Genomic DNA, 15,406 nt, shown 5'->3' with positions numbered 1-15,406 from the left:
GGCTACCCTGTGGCTGCTCAGCCCTGGGACAGCACCCAGTTGTAGACGTCCATGGTGCGCTGGGCGATGGCCTCCCAGGCGAAGTGCTCCTCGACGCGGCGTCGGGCGGCCTCCCCCATGGCCTTGGCGGCATCGGCGTCGGTGACCAGGGTGGTCAGGCGCTCGGCCAGGTCGGCCTCGAAGCGGGCCGGGTCGATGGGGGTTCCGGTGCCGTCCTGGACCTGCTCGATGGGGACCAGGAGCCCGGTCTCGCCGTCGACGATGACGTCGGGGATGCCGCCGGTGGCCGAGCCGACGACCGGCAGGCCCACGGCCATCGCCTCAAGGTTGACGATGCCCAGGGGCTCGTACACCGAGGGGCACACGAAGACGTCGGAGGCGGCCAGCACGGCGATGAGCTCGGGGCGCGGCAGCATCTCCTCGATCCAGACCACGCCGGTGCGCTTCTCACGCAGGCGGGCCACGAGGACCTCGACCTCGGCCTTGATCTCGGGGGTGTCGGGGGCCCCGGCGCACAGGATGACCTGGACGTCGGCGGGCAGCTGCTCGCAGGCGCGCAGCAGGTGGGGCAGGCCCTTCTGGCGGGTGATGCGGCCGACGAACACGACGGTGGGGCGGTCGGGGTCGATGCCGAGCCGCTCCAGGGTGGCGGCGGCCGCGGCGTCGGCCTCCTCGCCCTCGGGGTGCTTCCAGGCCTGAAGGTCGATGCCGTTGTGGACGACCTTGACGCGCTCGGGGTCGATGGCCGGGTAGGAGCGCAGGATGTCGTCACGCATGCCGTTGGAGACGGCGATGATGCCGGAGGCGGCCTCGTAGGCCGTCTTCTCCGCCCAGGAGGACAGGGCGTAGCCGCCGCCGAGCTGCTCGGCCTTCCAGGGGCGCAGGGGCTCCAGAGAGTGGGCGCTGATGACGTGGGGGACGCCGTGGAGCAGGCCGGACAGGTGACCGGCGAGGTTGGCGTACCAGGTGTGGGAGTGGACGAGGTCGGTCCCCTCGGTGCCCTGGGCCATCTCCAGGTCGACGCCGAAGGTGCGCAGGGCGGCGTTGGCGCCGTCGAGCTCGGCGATCTCGGGGTAGCCGATGACGCCGTCGTCGGCGCCCTCCGTGCCGGGCTCGCGGGGGCCGCCGAAGGCGTGGACGCGGACGTCGGCCAGGGGGCGCAGGACCTTGGCCAGCTCGTTGACGTGGACTCCGGCGCCGCCGTAGATGAAGGGCGGGTACTCCTTGGTCAGCAGGTCGACCCTCATGGGTGTGCCTCTCCTCTGTCTGCTGGATGGACTGACCGCGCCTTCCTCGGCGCAGGACGGGCGCCCGCAGTGGGGCGGGCGCCACATCCGACGGTATACGCACACGCCTGCGAGCGGGACCTTTCGACGCCGGTGGTTTCCACCGACCCCCTCGTGCGGCCCTCTCGGGGGCCCGCGCGGAGGCGGATCTAGATCGAAGGTCCGTGCTGTTTCAGGATCGACTCAAATTGTGATCTGTTTGGCCCCATAAGTCTCTCAAGCAACGTAAGGTGGGCCACATGGCTCAACCTCGCGTTCTCGCAATCGTCCTCGCCGGTGGCGAGGGCAAGCGTCTCATGCCCTTGACCGTCGACCGCGCGAAGCCCGCCGTCCCCTTCGGTGGCATCTATCGGCTCATCGACTTCTCGCTGTCCAACATGATCAACTCCGGCTTCCTCAAGGTCGTGGTGCTCACCCAGTACAAGTCCCACTCGCTGGACCGTCACATCTCCAAGACGTGGCGCATGTCCGACATGCTGGGCAACTACATCGCCCCGGTGCCGGCCCAGCAGCGCGTGGGCAAGCACTGGTTCCTGGGAAGCGCCGACGCGATCTACCAGTCCCTCAACCTGCTCGACGACGAGCGGCCCGACTACGTGGTCATCACCGGTGCGGACAACATCTACCGCATGGACTTCTCCCAGATGCTGGACCACCACATCGCCTCCGGGCTGCCCTGCACCGTGGCGGGCATCCGCCAGCCCCGGTCCCTGGCCGACCAGTTCGGCATCATCGAGACCGACCCCGCCGACCGGGGCAAGATCAAGGCCTTCGTCGAGAAGCCCAAGGAGACCCCCGGTCTGCCGGACTCCCCTGACGAGGTCCTGGCCTCGATGGGCAACTACATCATGAACGCCGACGCGCTCCTGGAGGCCGTCACGGTGGACGCGGCCGACGAGTCCTCCAAGCACGACATGGGCGGCAGCATCGTGCCCTGGTTCGTGAACCAGGGCGCCGCCGGCGTCTACGACTTCAAGGACAACGACGTTCCCGGCTCCTCCGAGCGCGACCGCGACTACTGGCGCGACGTGGGCACCGTGGACGCCTTCTTCGACGCGCACCAGGACCTCATCTCGGTGACGCCCGTGTTCAACCTGTACAACGACCGCTGGCCGCTGTTCGCCGGCTACCAGGCGGCCATGCCGCCGGCCAAGTTCGTCTACGGCCACCACGAGCGCCTGGGTCACGCGGTCGACTCGATCGTCTCGCCGGGCGTCATCGTCTCCGGCGGTGAGGTGATCTCCTCGGTCCTGTCCCCCGGCGTGCGCGTCAACTCCTGGTCCTCGGTGCGCGAGTCCGTCCTCATGGACGGCGCGGAGGTCGGCCGCAACACCGTGGTCAACCGCGCGATCCTGGACAAGTACGTCCGGGTCGAGGAGGGAGCCATGGTGGGTATCGATCCCGAGCACGACCGTGAGCGGGGCTTCACCGTGACCGAGTCCGGCATCACGGTGGTGGCCAAGGGCCAGCTCGTCACCCGCTGACCGGGGCTGCCGCCCTCGCCACTTCTCCAGCCTTCCCCGGCTGATACGCCGTCGTCCGGTTCCTCCGGGCGACGGCGCAGTCGCGTGCGCGGCTAGCATGACGCCATGAGTAGTACCTCCCCCGCCCTCGCGGGTTCAGTCAGCGGCGTACTGACCGACGGTCCCCTGGTCACCGAGGGACCCGGCCTGCTGGTCATGGACGTGGACTCCACCCTCATCGAGCAGGAGGTCATCGAGCTCATCGCCGAGCGTGCCGGGACACGTGAGCAGGTCGCCGAGGTCACGGCCCGGGCGATGCGCGGGGAGCTGGACTTCGCCGCCTCGCTGCGCGAGCGGGTGGCGACGCTGGCCGGGGTCCCCCAGAGCGTCTTCGCGGACGTTCTCGCCGAGGTGCGTCCCACTGTCGGGGCGGCCGAGCTCATTGAGGCGCTGCACGCGGGTGGTTGCCGGGTGGGGGTCGTCTCGGGCGGCTTCGAGGAGGTCGTGGTGCCCCTGGCCGAGCGACTGGGTATCGACCACGTGGCGGCCAACCGCCTGGAGGTGGACGGCGGCGCGCTCACCGGCCGAGTGCTGGGGCGGATCGTGGACCGTCAGGAGAAGGTCCGTTGCCTGCACCGGTGGGCTGAGCAGGACGGTGTGCCCATGGAGCGCACCATCGCCGTCGGGGACGGGGCCAACGACCTGGGGATGCTGGCGGCCGCGGGGCTGGGCGTCGCGTTCTGCGCCAAGCCGGTCGTCGTCGAGCAGGCCGACGCCGCCGTCCACGTGCGTGACCTGCGGGCCGTCCTGCAGCTGATCGGGGCCTGACGTCTCGTCAGGGCCTGACCGGGCGTCGGGCTCAGTCGCGCTTACGAGCGGTGAAGATCTCGCGGATACGGGCGCTCTTGGGTTCCAGATCCGCCCACCTGCCGGGGACGTCGATGATGACGGCGGTGGCCGTGGGCACACCGAAGGAGATCTGGGAGGCCAGGTCGTCGTCGGTGTCGTGGAGGATGTGGGCCAGCACGGAGATCGTGGGCTCGTGGCCGACGACGACCACCGTGCTCGCCTCGCCCCCCTCCTCGGCCAGGACCCGCAGGATGCCGTTGGGTCCCAGGTTGTAGATCTCCTCGCGCACCAGGGTGTCGGTGGGCTCGAGGCGGTCGCGCAGGGGGCGGGCGGTCTCGCGGGCGCGGGCGGCCGGAGAGACCAGGAGCAGGTCCGTGGTCTCCAGGCGCTTGCGCAGCTCCTTGGCCAGCAGACCGGCGAGGGCGGCGCCCTTGGAGGTCAGGGGGCGTTCCAGGTCGGAGACGGCGTCGTGCGAGGCCTTGGAGTGGCGGACGAGCACGAGCCGACGCATGGGATCCGTTGTCACGCCTCTACCCTACGGCACCGCGACGACCCCGACACGGCTCCAGCACGGTTCTGGCGCGGTTCTGGCACGGCCTTCTCCGCCGGCTCCGATCGATCAGCCGACGACGCGGGCCCCGCCGTCGACGTGGATGACCTGCCCGGTGGTGGCGGGCAACCAGGAGGAGAGCAGGGCGACGGTGCTGCGGGCCACCGCGGTGGCGTCTGCGGTGTCCCAGCCCAGCGGGGCGGCGGCCCCCCAGCGCCGGCTGAGCGTCTCGAAGTCGGGGATGGCGCCGGCCGCGGTGGTGCTCAGGGGACCGGAGGAGATGGCGTTGACCCGCACGCCCCGCTCCCCCAGCTCGACGGCGAGCGCGCGCACGGCGGCCTCCAGGGCGGCCTTGAGGGGGCCCATCCAGCCGTAGCCGGGCCAGACGCGAGCACTGTCGAAGGTCAGGGTCACGATGCTGCTGCCCCGCCCCAGCATCGGTGAGACGGCGTCGACGAGCGCGGGCAGGGAGGCCGCCGAGACGATGAAGGCCCGTTCAAGATCGCGCGCTCGGCCCGCTCGCGCCACCGGCCCGGCGCCCTCGGGCGGAAGGACGCTCCCCAGCAGGTCGACGTCGGCGCGGGCGATGGAGTGGACCAGGCCGTCCAGGCGGGTCACGCCCAGATCCCTCAAGGTGGGCGCCAGGGCGGACAGGGAGTCGGCGTCGGCCACGTCCAGGGGCGTCACCGGATCGGGCAGTCCAAGAGCGCTGGCCACTGAGCCGGTGACCGCCAGGGTCCGGGGGTGGCCGGTCAGCAGGACGCGGGCACCCTGCCGGAGGGCGACCTCGGCGATGGCGCTGGCGATCGAGCTGGGCCTCAGGACACCGGTGACAAGCACCGTGCGGTCACTGAGCAGACCCGTGGGCAGGCCCGTAGGAGGGTTCATGCCCCTATCGTTCCACGCCTGTTACCGCCCCATGCCCATGCCGCCGTCGACACCGAGGATCGCACCGGTGACGTAGGAGGCCGCCGGGGAGGCCAGGAACAGGACGGGGCCGGCGACGTCGGCGACGTCGGCGAAGCGTCCCAGGGGAATCTGCTCGAGGTAGGCGGTGCGGATGTGGTCGGGCAGTGAGGCGGTCATCGCGGTTCTGACGAATCCGGGGGCCACGGCGTTGACGGTGATGCCGCGCGGCGCGAGCTCTCGGGCCAGGGACCGGGTCAGTCCCTCCACCCCGCCCTTGGCGGCGCCGTAGGCGGACAGGCCCACGCCTCCGCGGGCGGCGATGGCCGAGGAGACCAGGACGATGCGGCCCCTGCGCGCCCGCATCATGGCGGGGGTGACGGCTCGCACGGTGTTGAAGGTGCCCGTCAGGTCCGCGGAGATGACCTCGTCCCACATCTGGGAGGAGGTACGGGCGGCCAGGGACTCCCGGTTGATGCCGGCCGAGGCCACGAGGACCTCGATGGGGCCGTGCGCCTCGGTGGCGGCGGAGAGCACCTGGGCCAGGGCGTCGGGATCGGTGACGTCGGCGGCCAGGGCCAGGGCGCCGTCGGGGGCCTCACCGGAGCGGGAGATGCCCGCCACCCGGTCGCCCTGTGCGAGAAACGCCTTCACGACCGCCTCCCCGATCCCTCGGGAGGCTCCGGTCACGACGACGGAACGTGATATCGACGGCTCGGTCTCTTCGTTCATCAGCACAAGCACACAAGGTAACGCGCGAGAGCATTCATCATCAGTAATTCGTCACGTGCCGATCTCGATCCAACCGTGTTATTTGCTTCACAGGCTATCTGTGCCAGGCCCTCTCCGGGGTCGCACCGGTGGGCGGGTCGAGGTCCCTGCGCCTGCCGTGTGTCAGCATGTCAGGGTGACGATGAGCGAGACCTTCCCCCGCACCGGCGGCACCGACGCATCCGGCCGCTTCCCCGCCCCCCTGCGCATCGGCCCGCTGGAGGTGGCCACCCCGGTCGAGCTCGCCCCCATGGCCGGGGTCACCAACGCCTCCTTCCGCAGGCTGTGCCGGGAGACGGCCGAGGCCGCCCTGCCCGAGCCGCTGACGCCCGCCTCCCCCGGCCCGGTCACGACGCCGAGCGGCGGGCTGCTGGCCCCGGCGGGTCTGTACGTCACCGAGATGGTCACCACCCGGGCGCTGGTGGAGCGCAACGAGCGGACCCTGGCGATGGTGCGCACCGACCCTTCCGAGCGGGTGCGCTCCATCCAGCTCTACGGGGTCGACCCGGCCACGGTGGGCGCCGCCGTGCGGATCCTGGTCGAGGAGGACCTCGCCGACCACATCGACCTCAACTTCGGCTGCCCGGTGCCCAAGGTGACGCGCAAGGGCGGCGGGGCGGCGCTGCCGTGGAAGCGGGACCTGCTGGCGGCCATCCTCACCGAGGCGGTTCATGCGAGCGAGGCGGCCTGCCGCCGTGCCGGGCGGGTGCGGGAGGTGCCGGTGACCATGAAGATGCGCCTGGGCGTCGACGAGGAGCACGAGACCTTCCTCGACGCCGCCCGGGCCGCTGAGAATGCCGGGATCGCGGCCGTGGCGCTGCACGCCCGCAGCGCGCGCCAGCACTACTCGGGGCAGGCCCGGTGGGAGGAGATCGCCCGGCTCAAGGAGGCCACCGGGCTTCCGGTGCTCGGCAACGGAGACATCTGGCTGGGCGATGACGCGGTGCGCATGATGGAGGCCACCGGTTGCGACGGTGTCGTCGTGGGCCGTGGCTGTCAGGGCCGCCCCTGGCTGTTCGCCGACATCGTGGCGGCCATGCACGGTTCGCGGGCGCGCACCCGCCCGGACCTGGACGCCGTCATCGGGGTGATCCGCCGCCACGGGCGCATGCTGGCCCAGGAGATGGGTGAGGACCGGGGCGTGCGCGATCTGCGCAAGCACGTGGGCTGGTACCTCAAGGGCTACCCGGTCGGTGGTGCCGCGCGTGCCGACCTCATGGGGATCAGGACCCTAGCCGAGCTCGACGCCGGCCTGGAGCGGATGCGCTCGCGCCTGCCGGAGGTGGTCGACTACCCCGGTGACATCGTCGAGGGTCCCCGGGGCCGGGCGGGCAGCCCCAAGACCCCGCGCCTGCCCGACGGCTGGCTGGACTCCCCTGTCCTGGACGATGCCCACCGTGAGATGCTCAGCCAGGCTGAGTCCGACGTCTCCGGGGGCTGAGCCGGGCCGCCCCCGCGCCCCTCGGGTTAGTCGTCGAGGACCGGGGTGACGCGGCACAGGGCCGCCGCGATCGCCGTCGTCGCCGGGATCGCCAGGACCAGACCGATGGATGAGATGAGGGTGCGCACAATCTCCTCGGCGATCTCGCCCGAGAGCATGGTGTCCAGCACCGCCCGGTCCATGAGGGCCGCGGCCAGGATGAGTGGCAGCGCGGTGCCGGCGTAGGCGAAGGCCAGGGTGTAGACGGTTGAGGCGATGTGGTCCCTGCCGATCCTCATCCCGCCGGTGAACAGGCGCGTGCGCGACAGCAGCGGGTTGGCGGCGTGCAGCTCCCACACCGAGGAGGCCTGGGTGATGGTGACGTCGTTGAGGACACCGAGTCCGGCGATGACCATGCCGCAGGTCAGCAGCGTCTGCAGGTCGATGCTCGTGCGGGAGGCCAGCAGCCGGGCGGTCTCGTCGACGTCGCCGGTCAGGTGGGCGGCGTCGGTCCCCCACAGGGCGAGCAGCACGGTGAGCACGATGCCGGCCACCGTGCCCAGCAGGGCCGTCGTGGTGCGGATGGATATGCCGTGGGCGACGTAGACGGCCGCGAGCATCATCGCCATCGACCCGACCAGCGTCACGGCCAGCGGGTGGGAGCCGGACAAGAGCGCCGGGATCATGAAGAAGGCGAGCACGCCGGTGGCCACCAGCAGGCCCAGGACGCTCAGGACGCCCTTGCGTCCGGCCACGGCGACGACGAGCACGAGGTAGACGATCGTCAGGGCGCCGACCGGGAGCTGGCGCTGGTAGTCGATGAAGGAGTAGGGGGACCCGGACAGGATCGCCTGGGGCGAGTAGAGGACGACGAGGCGGTCCCCGGCGTGGGCGAGCTTGCGGGGCTCTCCCACCAGCTGGACCGGCATGACCAGGCCCTTGCCCTCTCCCTGAGTGATGCGGGCGCACACGTGCCCCTTGGCGAAGTCCTCCTGCTTGACGCCGTTGACCTCCGTCAGGGCGCTCACGGCGCTCTGGCAGCTCGACAGGTCCACGGAGGTGATGGTGGCCCGGCCCACCGAGCCGCCCTCGGCGGTGAAGGAGCGCGAGCCGATCAGTGAGCTCTTGCCCGGCCACAGCACGAACAGCCCGACGACGGTGGCCAGCACCAGGGCCCCGACGATGACGCCGAGCACGATCCTCACCCGGCGGACCTCGCCCGCGTCCAGGTCGAGCGGACCGGAGTGGGAGTGTCCGCCGGGGACGCCGTGGCTCTCGTGGCTGCCGCGGCTGCCGTGGACATGACCGTTCTCCTCGGTCGGCGGCTCAGGATGGAAGGTCTCGTTGCTCGGGGAGGTCGAGTTGGCGCTCACCATCCCATCATGCCCGCCCCGTGCCCCTGACGTGAGCCAGGGACACGGTGCGGGGTCCAGGCTCAGCAGCCGATGAGGCGCTCAGCCAGGTAGCGCTCCACGCCCTCGAGCGGGATGCGCTCCTGGGTCATCGTGTCGCGCTCGCGCACGGTGACCGCGCCGTCCTCGGGCGAGTCGAAGTCGTAGGTGAGGCAGAAGGGCGTGCCGACCTCGTCCTGGCGGCGGTAACGACGACCCACCGCTCCGGCGTCGTCGTACTCCACGTTCCAGGAGCGGCGCAGGCGGGCGGCCAGCTCCTTGGCCGGGCCGGTCAGCTCCTCCTTGCGGCTCAACGGCAGGACGGCCGCCTTGACCGGGGCGATGCGCGGGTCGAGCTTCAGCACGATGCGCTTGTCCACCCCGCCCTTGGTGTTGGGGGCCTCGTCCTCGGTGTAGGCCTCGACCAGGAAGGCCATGAGCGAGCGGGTCAGCCCCGCCGCCGGCTCAATGACGTAGGGGGTCCAGCGCTCGGATCGGGTCTGGTCGAAGTAGGACAGGTCCTTGCCGGAGTGCTCGGCGTGGGTGGACAGGTCGAAGTCGGTCCGGTTGGCGATGCCCTCGAGCTCGCCCCACTCGGATCCGGCGAAGCCGAAGCGGTACTCCAGGTCCACGGTGCGCTTGGAGTAGTGGGAGAGCTTCTCCTTCGGGTGCTCGTAGAGGCGCAGGTTGTCCTCGCTGATCCCCAAGTCCATGTACCAGGCCTTGCGGTAGTCGATCCAGTACTGGTGCCACTCCTCGTCGGTGCCCGGCTCGCAGAAGAACTCCATCTCCATCTGCTCGAACTCACGGGTGCGGAAGATGAAGTTGCCCGGGGTGATCTCGTTGCGGAAGGACTTGCCCACCTGGCCGATGCCGAAGGGCGGCTTCTTGCGGGCCGCGCTCATGACGTTGGCGAAGTTGATGAAGATGCCCTGAGCGGTCTCGGGGCGCAGGTAGTGCAGGCCGGACTCGTCGTCGACCGGGCCCAGGTAGGTCTTGAGCAGGCCGGAGAAGGCCTTGGGCTCGGTGAACCTGCCGCGGGTGCCGCAGCTGGGGCAGGCGATCTGCTCCAGGCTCACCGAGTCGGGGTCCTCGATGCCGTGCTTGGCGGCGTAGGCCTCCTGGAGCTCGTCCTCGCGCAGGCGCTTGTGGCAGGACTGGCACTCGATGAGCGGGTCGGTGAAGGCATTGACGTGGCCGGAGGCGACCCACACCTCGCGCGGCAGGATGACCGAGGAGTCCAGTCCGACGACGTCGTCGCGCGAGCGGACCATGTACTGCCACCACTGGCGCTTGATGTTCTCCTTGAGCTCGACGCCCAGCGGTCCGTAGTCCCAGGCCGAGCGGGTTCCGCCGTAGATCTCGCCGCAGGGGAAGACGAACCCGCGACGCTTGGCGAGGTTGATGACGGCGTCAAGGCGTGAAGGGGTGGATGCCAACGGAGTGCTCCTTCAGGAGTGGTCGTGGTCCCGCCTGGTTGGTGGGGACGAGTGGGGACAGTCTAGGCGGAGGGCCGTCATGTGTCGGTGAGGGGCCCGTCGCACCACAGCCCCGCAGGGGACGCCGAGGAGATGGGGAGATGAGGAGATACCGCCTGGCGTTCCCGCAAACCGACCCTCAGCAGCGCACATGAGCCCGTCGCGGTTTGACGCATCGCGTCAGCAGTATGAGAATGATTCGCATGAGTGTTTCACAGGCTCGTTCCCATCATCTCCGTCGCATCGTGGCGCTCGGAGCCACCCTGGTCCTGGCTGCCGGCATGAGCGCGTGCAGCGCCCTGAAAGGCGAGAGCTCGTCGGCCTCCTCCGCCCACACGATCGCCCCGGGCAAGACCCTGACGGTCTCGACGTCCTTCTACCCGATCGCCTATCTGGCCGAGGCCATCGGCGGCCCGCTCGTCAAGGTCTCCACCGTGACCCCCTCCAATGTCGAGCCGCACGACTTCGAGCTCTCCGGCAAGGAGACCGCCGAGCTGGGCAAGGCCGATCTCATCGCCTACGTCCCCGGCTTCCAGCCCTCCCTGGACAAGGCCGTCAAGGAGGTCGGTTCCGGTCCCACGGTGGTGGACCTGAGCAAGCCGGCCAACCTCGTCCACCACGAGGGGGTTGAGGAGGAGCACGAGCACGGCGACGAGGCCGCCGGGGGCGATGCCTCAGCCGCCGCGAGCGAGGAGTCCAGCGAGGCGGCCCACGACGAGCACAGCGCTGACAGTGAGCACAGCCACGCCGAGGGCGAGGAGCACGGCAGTGACCTCGACCCGCACTTCTGGCTGGACCCGCAGCGCATGATCGCGGTGGCCGAGGCCATGGAGGCGTCGTTCGCCAAGATCGACCCGGCCAATGCCAATGACTACAAGACGGGACTCGACAAGCTCAAGACGGCGCTGACCAACCTGGACACGCAGTACAGCACGGGCCTGTCCACCTGCCAGCGCACCACTTTCGTGACCTCCCACGCCGCCTTCGGCTACATGGCCGACCGCTACAAGCTGACCCAGGCCTCCATCTCCGGCATCGACCCGGAGACCGAGCCCAGCCCCGCCGAGCTGGCCAACATCAAGTCGGTGGTCCAGAGCACCGGAACGACGACGATCTTCACCGAGGAGCTCGTCTCCCCCACCACGGCCCAGGCGATCGCCGCGGAGACCGGGGCGGAGACCAATGTGCTCAGTCCCCTGGAGTCCAAGCCCGAGCGCGGTGACTACACCGACGCCATGACCACCAACCTGGACCGCCTCAAGATCGCCCTGGCGTGCCAGTAGAGTCGAGGCCGGGCGACCGCCTCAGGCGGCCCGTCCGCCTGACATCCAACCAGATCGGCATGATCACACCGGTATGATCTCATTACCTCTGTCACCATCATCGTCGCCATCACCATCTCTGACGGCGCCGTCCGGCTCACCCCGGGCGGCGTCGTCCGCGCTCGCCGTCAGGGTGCGCGACCTCAGGGTGGTCCTGGGGGCGTCCCTCATCCTGGACGACGTGAGCCTGGCGGTGGGGGCCGGCGAGTCCGTGGCGCTGCTGGGCGCCAACGGCTCGGGCAAGTCCACCCTGGTCAAGGCCATCCTGGGGCTCGTGCCTCCGGCCGGCGGCAGCATCGAGGTGCTGGGCACCCCCATCACCCGGCGCCGGAAGGTCCCCTGGGGGCGCATCGGTTACGTTCCTCAGCGGATCGGTGCGGGTTCCGGCGTCCCGGCCACGGCTCTGGAGGTGGTGCGCTCCGGGCTGCTGGGACCGAGGAACCCCTGGGCGGACCGGGGCCGAGGCGCCAGGAGGCGAGCGATGGCGGCGCTCGACGCCGTCGGGCTGGCCCACCGGGCCGGCGACCACGTCCAGGTCTTCTCCGGCGGTCAGGCCCAGCGGGTTCTCATCGCCCGGGCCCTGGTCCGCTCCCCCGAGCTGCTCATCCTCGATGAGCCCTTGGCGGGGATCGACCGCGCCAGCCGCGAGTCCCTGGCCACGATCCTCCAGGGGCTGCGCGCGCAGGGGCTGACCCTGGTGACGGTTCTGCACGAGATGGGTGAGCTCGCTGAGGTCGTCCAGCGGGCGATCCTGCTTCAGGACGGCAGGCTCGTCGCCGACGGACCCGCCGGAGAGGTCGCTCACCTGCGCGACGCCGGGATCGGCCCCTCTGGTCGTCACCGGTACCACGGCGACCGCGGTGACCATCACCCGGACGCGGGCGGTCCTCCGGCGCACCACGCCCCCGTCCTCGACCACCGGCTGCCTGAGGCGCGGCCCCGCACCGGCAGGAGGGCCCGCCCATGATCGAGCTCGTCTCCGACATGCTCGCCAGCCCCCTCATGCAGCGGGCCTTCATCGTCGCGGTGCTCGTCGGGCTGGCCGCCCCGGTGGTGGGCACCTACCTGGTTCAGCGGGGCCTGGCGCTGCTGGGCGACGGGATCGGGCACATTGCCCTGACCGGTATCGCCCTGGGCTGGCTGGCCGGGGCCGCCGCCAATGTCACGCCCCATGACGCCTGGGCCGTTCCCGGGGCGATCGTCGTCAGTGTTCTGGGTGCCGTGACGATCGAGGTGATCCGTGCCAACGGCCGCACCCGCGGCGACGTGGCCCTGGCGATCCTGTTCTACGGGGGGATCGCCGGTGGGGTCATTCTCATCCGTCTGGCCGGCGGCACGACGACGAATCTCAACTCCTACCTGTTCGGCTCGATCTCCACGGTCTCGGTCTCCGACGCCTGGTTCACCATCGCCCTGGCCACCCTGGTCCTGCTGGTGGGGCTGGGGCTGCGCGGGCCGTTGTTCGCCCTGTGCAACGACGAGGAGTTCGCCCGTGCCTGCGGGCTGCCGACCAGTGCCCTCAACGTCCTGGTGGCGGTGGTGGCGGCCCTGACGGTCTCGGTGTCCATGCGGGTGGTGGGTGCCCTGCTGGTCTCGGCCGTCATGATCGTGCCGGTGGCCATCGCCCAGCTCGTCTCGCACTCGTTCTCGCGCACCATGTACCTGGCGATGGGACTGGGGGTGGTGGCCTGTGTGTCCGGTTTGACGATCACCTACCTGGTTGCGGCCTCCCCTGGCGCCATGATCGTGGTACTCCTGGTAGGGGGATACGCCGTCGTCGCCCTCCTGTCCGGGCTGTGGCAGCTCATCAGCCGCTCCCGACGGCACCGCATCACCTCAGGAGGCAGATCATGAGCGCACGCAGCACGGCGCAGCGTCCTCGAGCCACGCGTCAGCGCGCCGCCGTCGCCGACATCCTGGCGCGCACCGACGAGTTCCGCTCCGCCCAGCAGATCCATGCGGCCCTGGAGGCCGAGGGGACCAAGGTGGGACTGGCCACCGTCTACCGCAACCTGCAGACCCTGGCGGAGGGCGGCGCGGTGGACCAGGTGCGCAGCGCCGAGGGCGAGGTCCTCTACCGGGCCTGCGAGAGGCAGGAGCACCACCACCACATCGTGTGTCGCCGCTGCGGGCACACCGTGGAGGTCGCCGGCGGTGAGCTCGAGGAGTGGATCAGCCGGGTCTCGGCCCAGCAGGGCTTCACCCAGATGGAGCACACCGCCGAGTTCTTCGGTCTGTGCGCCGCCTGCTCGGCCCGGGACTCCGCCCAGGACGCTCCGCAGGACTGACCGACGATCGAGCTGGGACGGGAGGCCGACAGCAGCCGGTTACTGCTCGTCGTCCTGAGGGTCCCCGTCGTCCTGAGGGTCCCCGGCCTCGCCGGGATCCTCCTGAAGCACCCTGTCCACGGCGCCTCCGTAGCGGCGCTCGCGCCCGGCGTAGGCCTCGCAGGCCTTCCACAGCTCGGTGCGGTTGAAGTCGGGCCAGGGCAGGGGCGAGAAGTAGAGCTCGGCGTAGGAGGAGGACCACATGAGGAAGTTGGAGGTGCGCTGCTCGTCCCCGGTGCGGATGAACAGGTCCACGTCCCGCATGGTGGGTGAGTACAGGTAGCGCTGGATGGTCTTCTCGTTGATGGAGGAGGCCTTGAGGCGGCCGGCGGCGACGTCCTCGGCGATGGCGCGGGTGGCGTCGGCGATCTCGGCGCGTCCGCCGTAGTTGATGCACAGGTTGAGGACCAGCCCCGTGTTACTGGCGGTGAGGCGCTCGGCCTCGCGCAGCTCGCGCAGCACGGACTTCCACAGGCGCGGGGTGCGCCCGACCCAGCGCACCTTGACGTTCCAGGAGTGGAGGATATCGCGCTGGGCGCGCAGGACCTTGCGGGCGAACCCCATGATGAAGCGGACCTCGCCGGGCGAGCGTCGCCAGTTCTCGGTGGAGAAGGCGTAGGCGCTCAGCTCGCTCACGCCGATCTCGACGGCGCCGGCGACGACGTCGAGCAGGTTGGCCTCCCCCACCCGGTGCCCCTCGGTGCGGGGCAAGCCGCGGGCGTTGGCCCAGCGCCCGTTGCCGTCCATGACGACGGCCACGTGCTGGGGCAGGGCGGCCGGTGGCAGCGCGGGCGGGGTCAGGCCCAGGCGGTGCAGGGGCGGGGCCTCGTCGACCGTCATGTCCCGCGTCGTACCCGCGGTCGTGGCCCTCGTACTGTCTGTCATGAGTTATGCCCTTTCCACCAGTGCGAGGGAGCGCAGGCGCCGCTCCAGGTACCAGGTCGTGTAGGCCGAGACGAGCCCGGAGGCCTGCGAGCGCTCCCGCTGGCCGGAGGCGTCGGCCACGGCCCAGTCCCCGGAGAGCAGGGCGCCCAGGAGCACCATCGTGGCCGGCTCGACCTCGACGGCGCCGGCCGAGCGGCACGACTCGCACACCGCGCCGCCGACCTGCACGTGGAAGGCCCGGTGCGGTCCCGGTGCGCCGCACAGGGCGCAGTCGTAGCACGACGGCGCCCAGCCGCCCAGGGCCAGGGCGCGCAGCAGGTAGGAGTCGAGGATGAGTCCGGGTGCGTGGCGCCGGTGCGCCATGGCGGCCAGGGCCCCGGCCAGCAGCAGGTACTGCTGGGGGCTGGCCTCGGTGCCCAGGTCGCCGTCGTCGGCGCTGAGGCGCTCGGCGGTCTCCACCATGGTCGAGGCGCAGGTGAACATGGCGTAGTCGGCGCAGATGGCGCGGCCGAAGGGGTCGATGATCTCGGCCTGGGTGACGACGTCGAGGTTGCGTCCGGCGTGGAGCTGGACGTCAATCATGGAGAAGGGCTCCAGGCGCGCCCCGAAGCGCGAGCTGGTGCGGCGCACGCCCTTGGCCACGGCGCGCACCTGCCCGTGGTGACGGGTGAGGAGCACGATGATGCGGTCGGCCTCGCCCAGTTTGTAGGTGCGCAGGACGATCGCCTCGTCCCGGTAGAGCCTGCTCATCACGGACG

15 protein-coding genes are annotated in these 15,406 nt (G+C 70.6%); 7 read left to right on the top strand and 8 right to left on the bottom strand.

The genetic code is table 11. The features are described 5' to 3' along the window. Window positions 1–17: 17 nt before the first annotated feature. Window positions 18–1,247, bottom strand: a complete 1,230-nt coding sequence (gene glgA, locus EL340_RS02620) for a glycogen synthase (protein WP_126413290.1) — start codon at window positions 1,245–1,247, stop codon at window positions 18–20. A gap of 278 nt (window positions 1,248–1,525) precedes the next feature. Here glgA and EL340_RS02615 point away from each other — a divergent pair, with 278 nt between their 5' ends. Further along, entirely contained in the window at window positions 1,526–2,770 is a 1,245-nt protein-coding gene (locus tag EL340_RS02615) for a glucose-1-phosphate adenylyltransferase (protein WP_126413289.1), read from the top strand. 105 nt (window positions 2,771–2,875) lie between these two features. Beyond that, window positions 2,876–3,577: a phosphoserine phosphatase SerB gene (gene serB / locus EL340_RS02610; protein WP_126413288.1), complete on the top strand. Its 702-nt coding sequence runs from the start codon at window positions 2,876–2,878 to the stop codon at window positions 3,575–3,577. A gap of 31 nt (window positions 3,578–3,608) precedes the next feature. Here the strand turns inward: serB and EL340_RS02605 are convergent, their stop codons facing one another. The 3 genes from EL340_RS02605 to EL340_RS02595 form a co-directional block, all read right to left on the bottom strand. Further along, window positions 3,609–4,109, bottom strand: a complete 501-nt coding sequence (locus tag EL340_RS02605) for a SixA phosphatase family protein (RefSeq protein ID WP_126415281.1) — start codon at window positions 4,107–4,109, stop codon at window positions 3,609–3,611. A 108-nt stretch (window positions 4,110–4,217) separates the two neighbouring features. Then, window positions 4,218–5,036 (bottom strand): SDR family oxidoreductase, encoded by an 819-nt coding sequence (locus tag EL340_RS02600; protein WP_126413287.1) that lies wholly within the window; start codon window positions 5,034–5,036, stop codon window positions 4,218–4,220. A gap of 21 nt (window positions 5,037–5,057) precedes the next feature. Continuing rightward, complete coding sequence (locus tag EL340_RS02595) at window positions 5,058–5,786, bottom strand: SDR family oxidoreductase (RefSeq protein WP_197722337.1); 729 nt, start codon at window positions 5,784–5,786, stop codon at window positions 5,058–5,060. A 181-nt stretch (window positions 5,787–5,967) separates the two neighbouring features. Here EL340_RS02595 and dusB point away from each other — a divergent pair, with 181 nt between their 5' ends. Beyond that, window positions 5,968–7,266 carry a tRNA dihydrouridine synthase DusB gene (dusB, locus tag EL340_RS02590; protein ID WP_126415280.1) on the top strand — a complete coding sequence of 433 codons (1,299 nt, stop codon included), beginning with the start codon at window positions 5,968–5,970 and terminating at the stop codon, window positions 7,264–7,266. Between the two features lie 26 nt (window positions 7,267–7,292). On the opposite strand, the gene EL340_RS02585 is transcribed toward dusB, so the two are convergent. Together EL340_RS02585 and EL340_RS02580 are read right to left on the bottom strand one after the other, a co-directional pair. Then, a complete protein-coding gene (locus tag EL340_RS02585) occupies window positions 7,293–8,621 on the bottom strand; it encodes a YibE/F family protein (RefSeq protein ID WP_126413285.1) in 1,329 nt (442 codons plus the stop codon). 59 nt (window positions 8,622–8,680) lie between these two features. Continuing rightward, complete coding sequence (locus EL340_RS02580) at window positions 8,681–10,075, bottom strand: glycine--tRNA ligase (RefSeq protein ID WP_126413284.1); 1,395 nt, start codon at window positions 10,073–10,075, stop codon at window positions 8,681–8,683. A 242-nt stretch (window positions 10,076–10,317) separates the two neighbouring features. Here EL340_RS02580 and EL340_RS02575 point away from each other — a divergent pair, with 242 nt between their 5' ends. The 4 genes from EL340_RS02575 to EL340_RS02560 all read left to right on the top strand — a co-directional run bounded on the left by EL340_RS02575 (window position 10,318) and on the right by EL340_RS02560 (window position 13,724). Beyond that, on the top strand, window positions 10,318–11,397 hold the full coding sequence (locus EL340_RS02575; RefSeq protein ID WP_126413283.1) for a metal ABC transporter substrate-binding protein: 1,080 nt from the start codon (window positions 10,318–10,320) through the stop codon (window positions 11,395–11,397). Window positions 11,398–11,470: 73 nt separating this feature from the next. Next, on the top strand, window positions 11,471–12,403 hold the full coding sequence (locus EL340_RS02570; protein WP_197722336.1) for a metal ABC transporter ATP-binding protein: 933 nt from the start codon (window positions 11,471–11,473) through the stop codon (window positions 12,401–12,403). Continuing rightward, window positions 12,400–13,290 carry a metal ABC transporter permease gene (locus tag EL340_RS02565; RefSeq protein ID WP_126413282.1) on the top strand — a complete coding sequence of 297 codons (891 nt, stop codon included), beginning with the start codon at window positions 12,400–12,402 and terminating at the stop codon, window positions 13,288–13,290. Before EL340_RS02570 ends, EL340_RS02565 begins: the two co-directional genes overlap by 4 nt. After that, a complete protein-coding gene (locus EL340_RS02560; protein ID WP_126413281.1) occupies window positions 13,287–13,724 on the top strand; it encodes a Fur family transcriptional regulator in 438 nt (145 codons plus the stop codon). The genes EL340_RS02565 and EL340_RS02560 overlap by 4 nt, the downstream gene beginning before the upstream one ends. A gap of 39 nt (window positions 13,725–13,763) precedes the next feature. Here the strand turns inward: EL340_RS02560 and uppS are convergent, their stop codons facing one another. Then, entirely contained in the window at window positions 13,764–14,648 is an 885-nt protein-coding gene (uppS, locus tag EL340_RS02555; RefSeq protein WP_126413280.1) for a polyprenyl diphosphate synthase, read from the bottom strand. Window positions 14,649–14,651: 3 nt separating this feature from the next. After that, window positions 14,652–15,401, bottom strand: coding sequence for a DNA repair protein RecO (gene recO, locus EL340_RS02550; protein WP_126413279.1), 750 nt, complete (start codon window positions 15,399–15,401; stop codon window positions 14,652–14,654). Between the last annotated feature and the right edge of the window lie 5 nt (window positions 15,402–15,406).

It is taken from the genome of Actinomyces viscosus (assembly GCF_900637975.1).
Taxonomy (GTDB): domain Bacteria; phylum Actinomycetota; class Actinomycetes; order Actinomycetales; family Actinomycetaceae; genus Actinomyces; species Actinomyces viscosus.
The sequence above is the reverse complement of the archived record's forward strand: the minus strand, read 5'-3'. Positions and strand labels throughout refer to the sequence as shown.

Coding starts and splice junctions, on each gene's coding strand:
- EL340_RS02560 (WP_126413281.1), top strand. CDS start 13,287: ATGAGCGCACGCAGCACGGCGCAGCGTCCTCGAGCCACGCGTCAGCGC.
- serB (WP_126413288.1), top strand. CDS start 2,876: ATGAGTAGTACCTCCCCCGCCCTCGCGGGTTCAGTCAGCGGCGTACTG.
- EL340_RS02615 (WP_126413289.1), top strand. CDS start 1,526: ATGGCTCAACCTCGCGTTCTCGCAATCGTCCTCGCCGGTGGCGAGGGC.
- dusB (WP_126415280.1), top strand. CDS start 5,968: ATGAGCGAGACCTTCCCCCGCACCGGCGGCACCGACGCATCCGGCCGC.
- EL340_RS02605 (WP_126415281.1), bottom strand. CDS start 4,109: ATGCGTCGGCTCGTGCTCGTCCGCCACTCCAAGGCCTCGCACGACGCC.
- EL340_RS02600 (WP_126413287.1), bottom strand. CDS start 5,036: ATGAACCCTCCTACGGGCCTGCCCACGGGTCTGCTCAGTGACCGCACG.
- EL340_RS02565 (WP_126413282.1), top strand. CDS start 12,400: ATGATCGAGCTCGTCTCCGACATGCTCGCCAGCCCCCTCATGCAGCGG.
- uppS (WP_126413280.1), bottom strand. CDS start 14,648: ATGACAGACAGTACGAGGGCCACGACCGCGGGTACGACGCGGGACATG.
- EL340_RS02595 (WP_197722337.1), bottom strand. CDS start 5,786: ATGAACGAAGAGACCGAGCCGTCGATATCACGTTCCGTCGTCGTGACC.
- EL340_RS02585 (WP_126413285.1), bottom strand. CDS start 8,621: ATGGTGAGCGCCAACTCGACCTCCCCGAGCAACGAGACCTTCCATCCT.
- glgA (WP_126413290.1), bottom strand. CDS start 1,247: ATGAGGGTCGACCTGCTGACCAAGGAGTACCCGCCCTTCATCTACGGC.
- EL340_RS02570 (WP_197722336.1), top strand. CDS start 11,471: ATGATCTCATTACCTCTGTCACCATCATCGTCGCCATCACCATCTCTG.
- EL340_RS02575 (WP_126413283.1), top strand. CDS start 10,318: ATGAGTGTTTCACAGGCTCGTTCCCATCATCTCCGTCGCATCGTGGCG.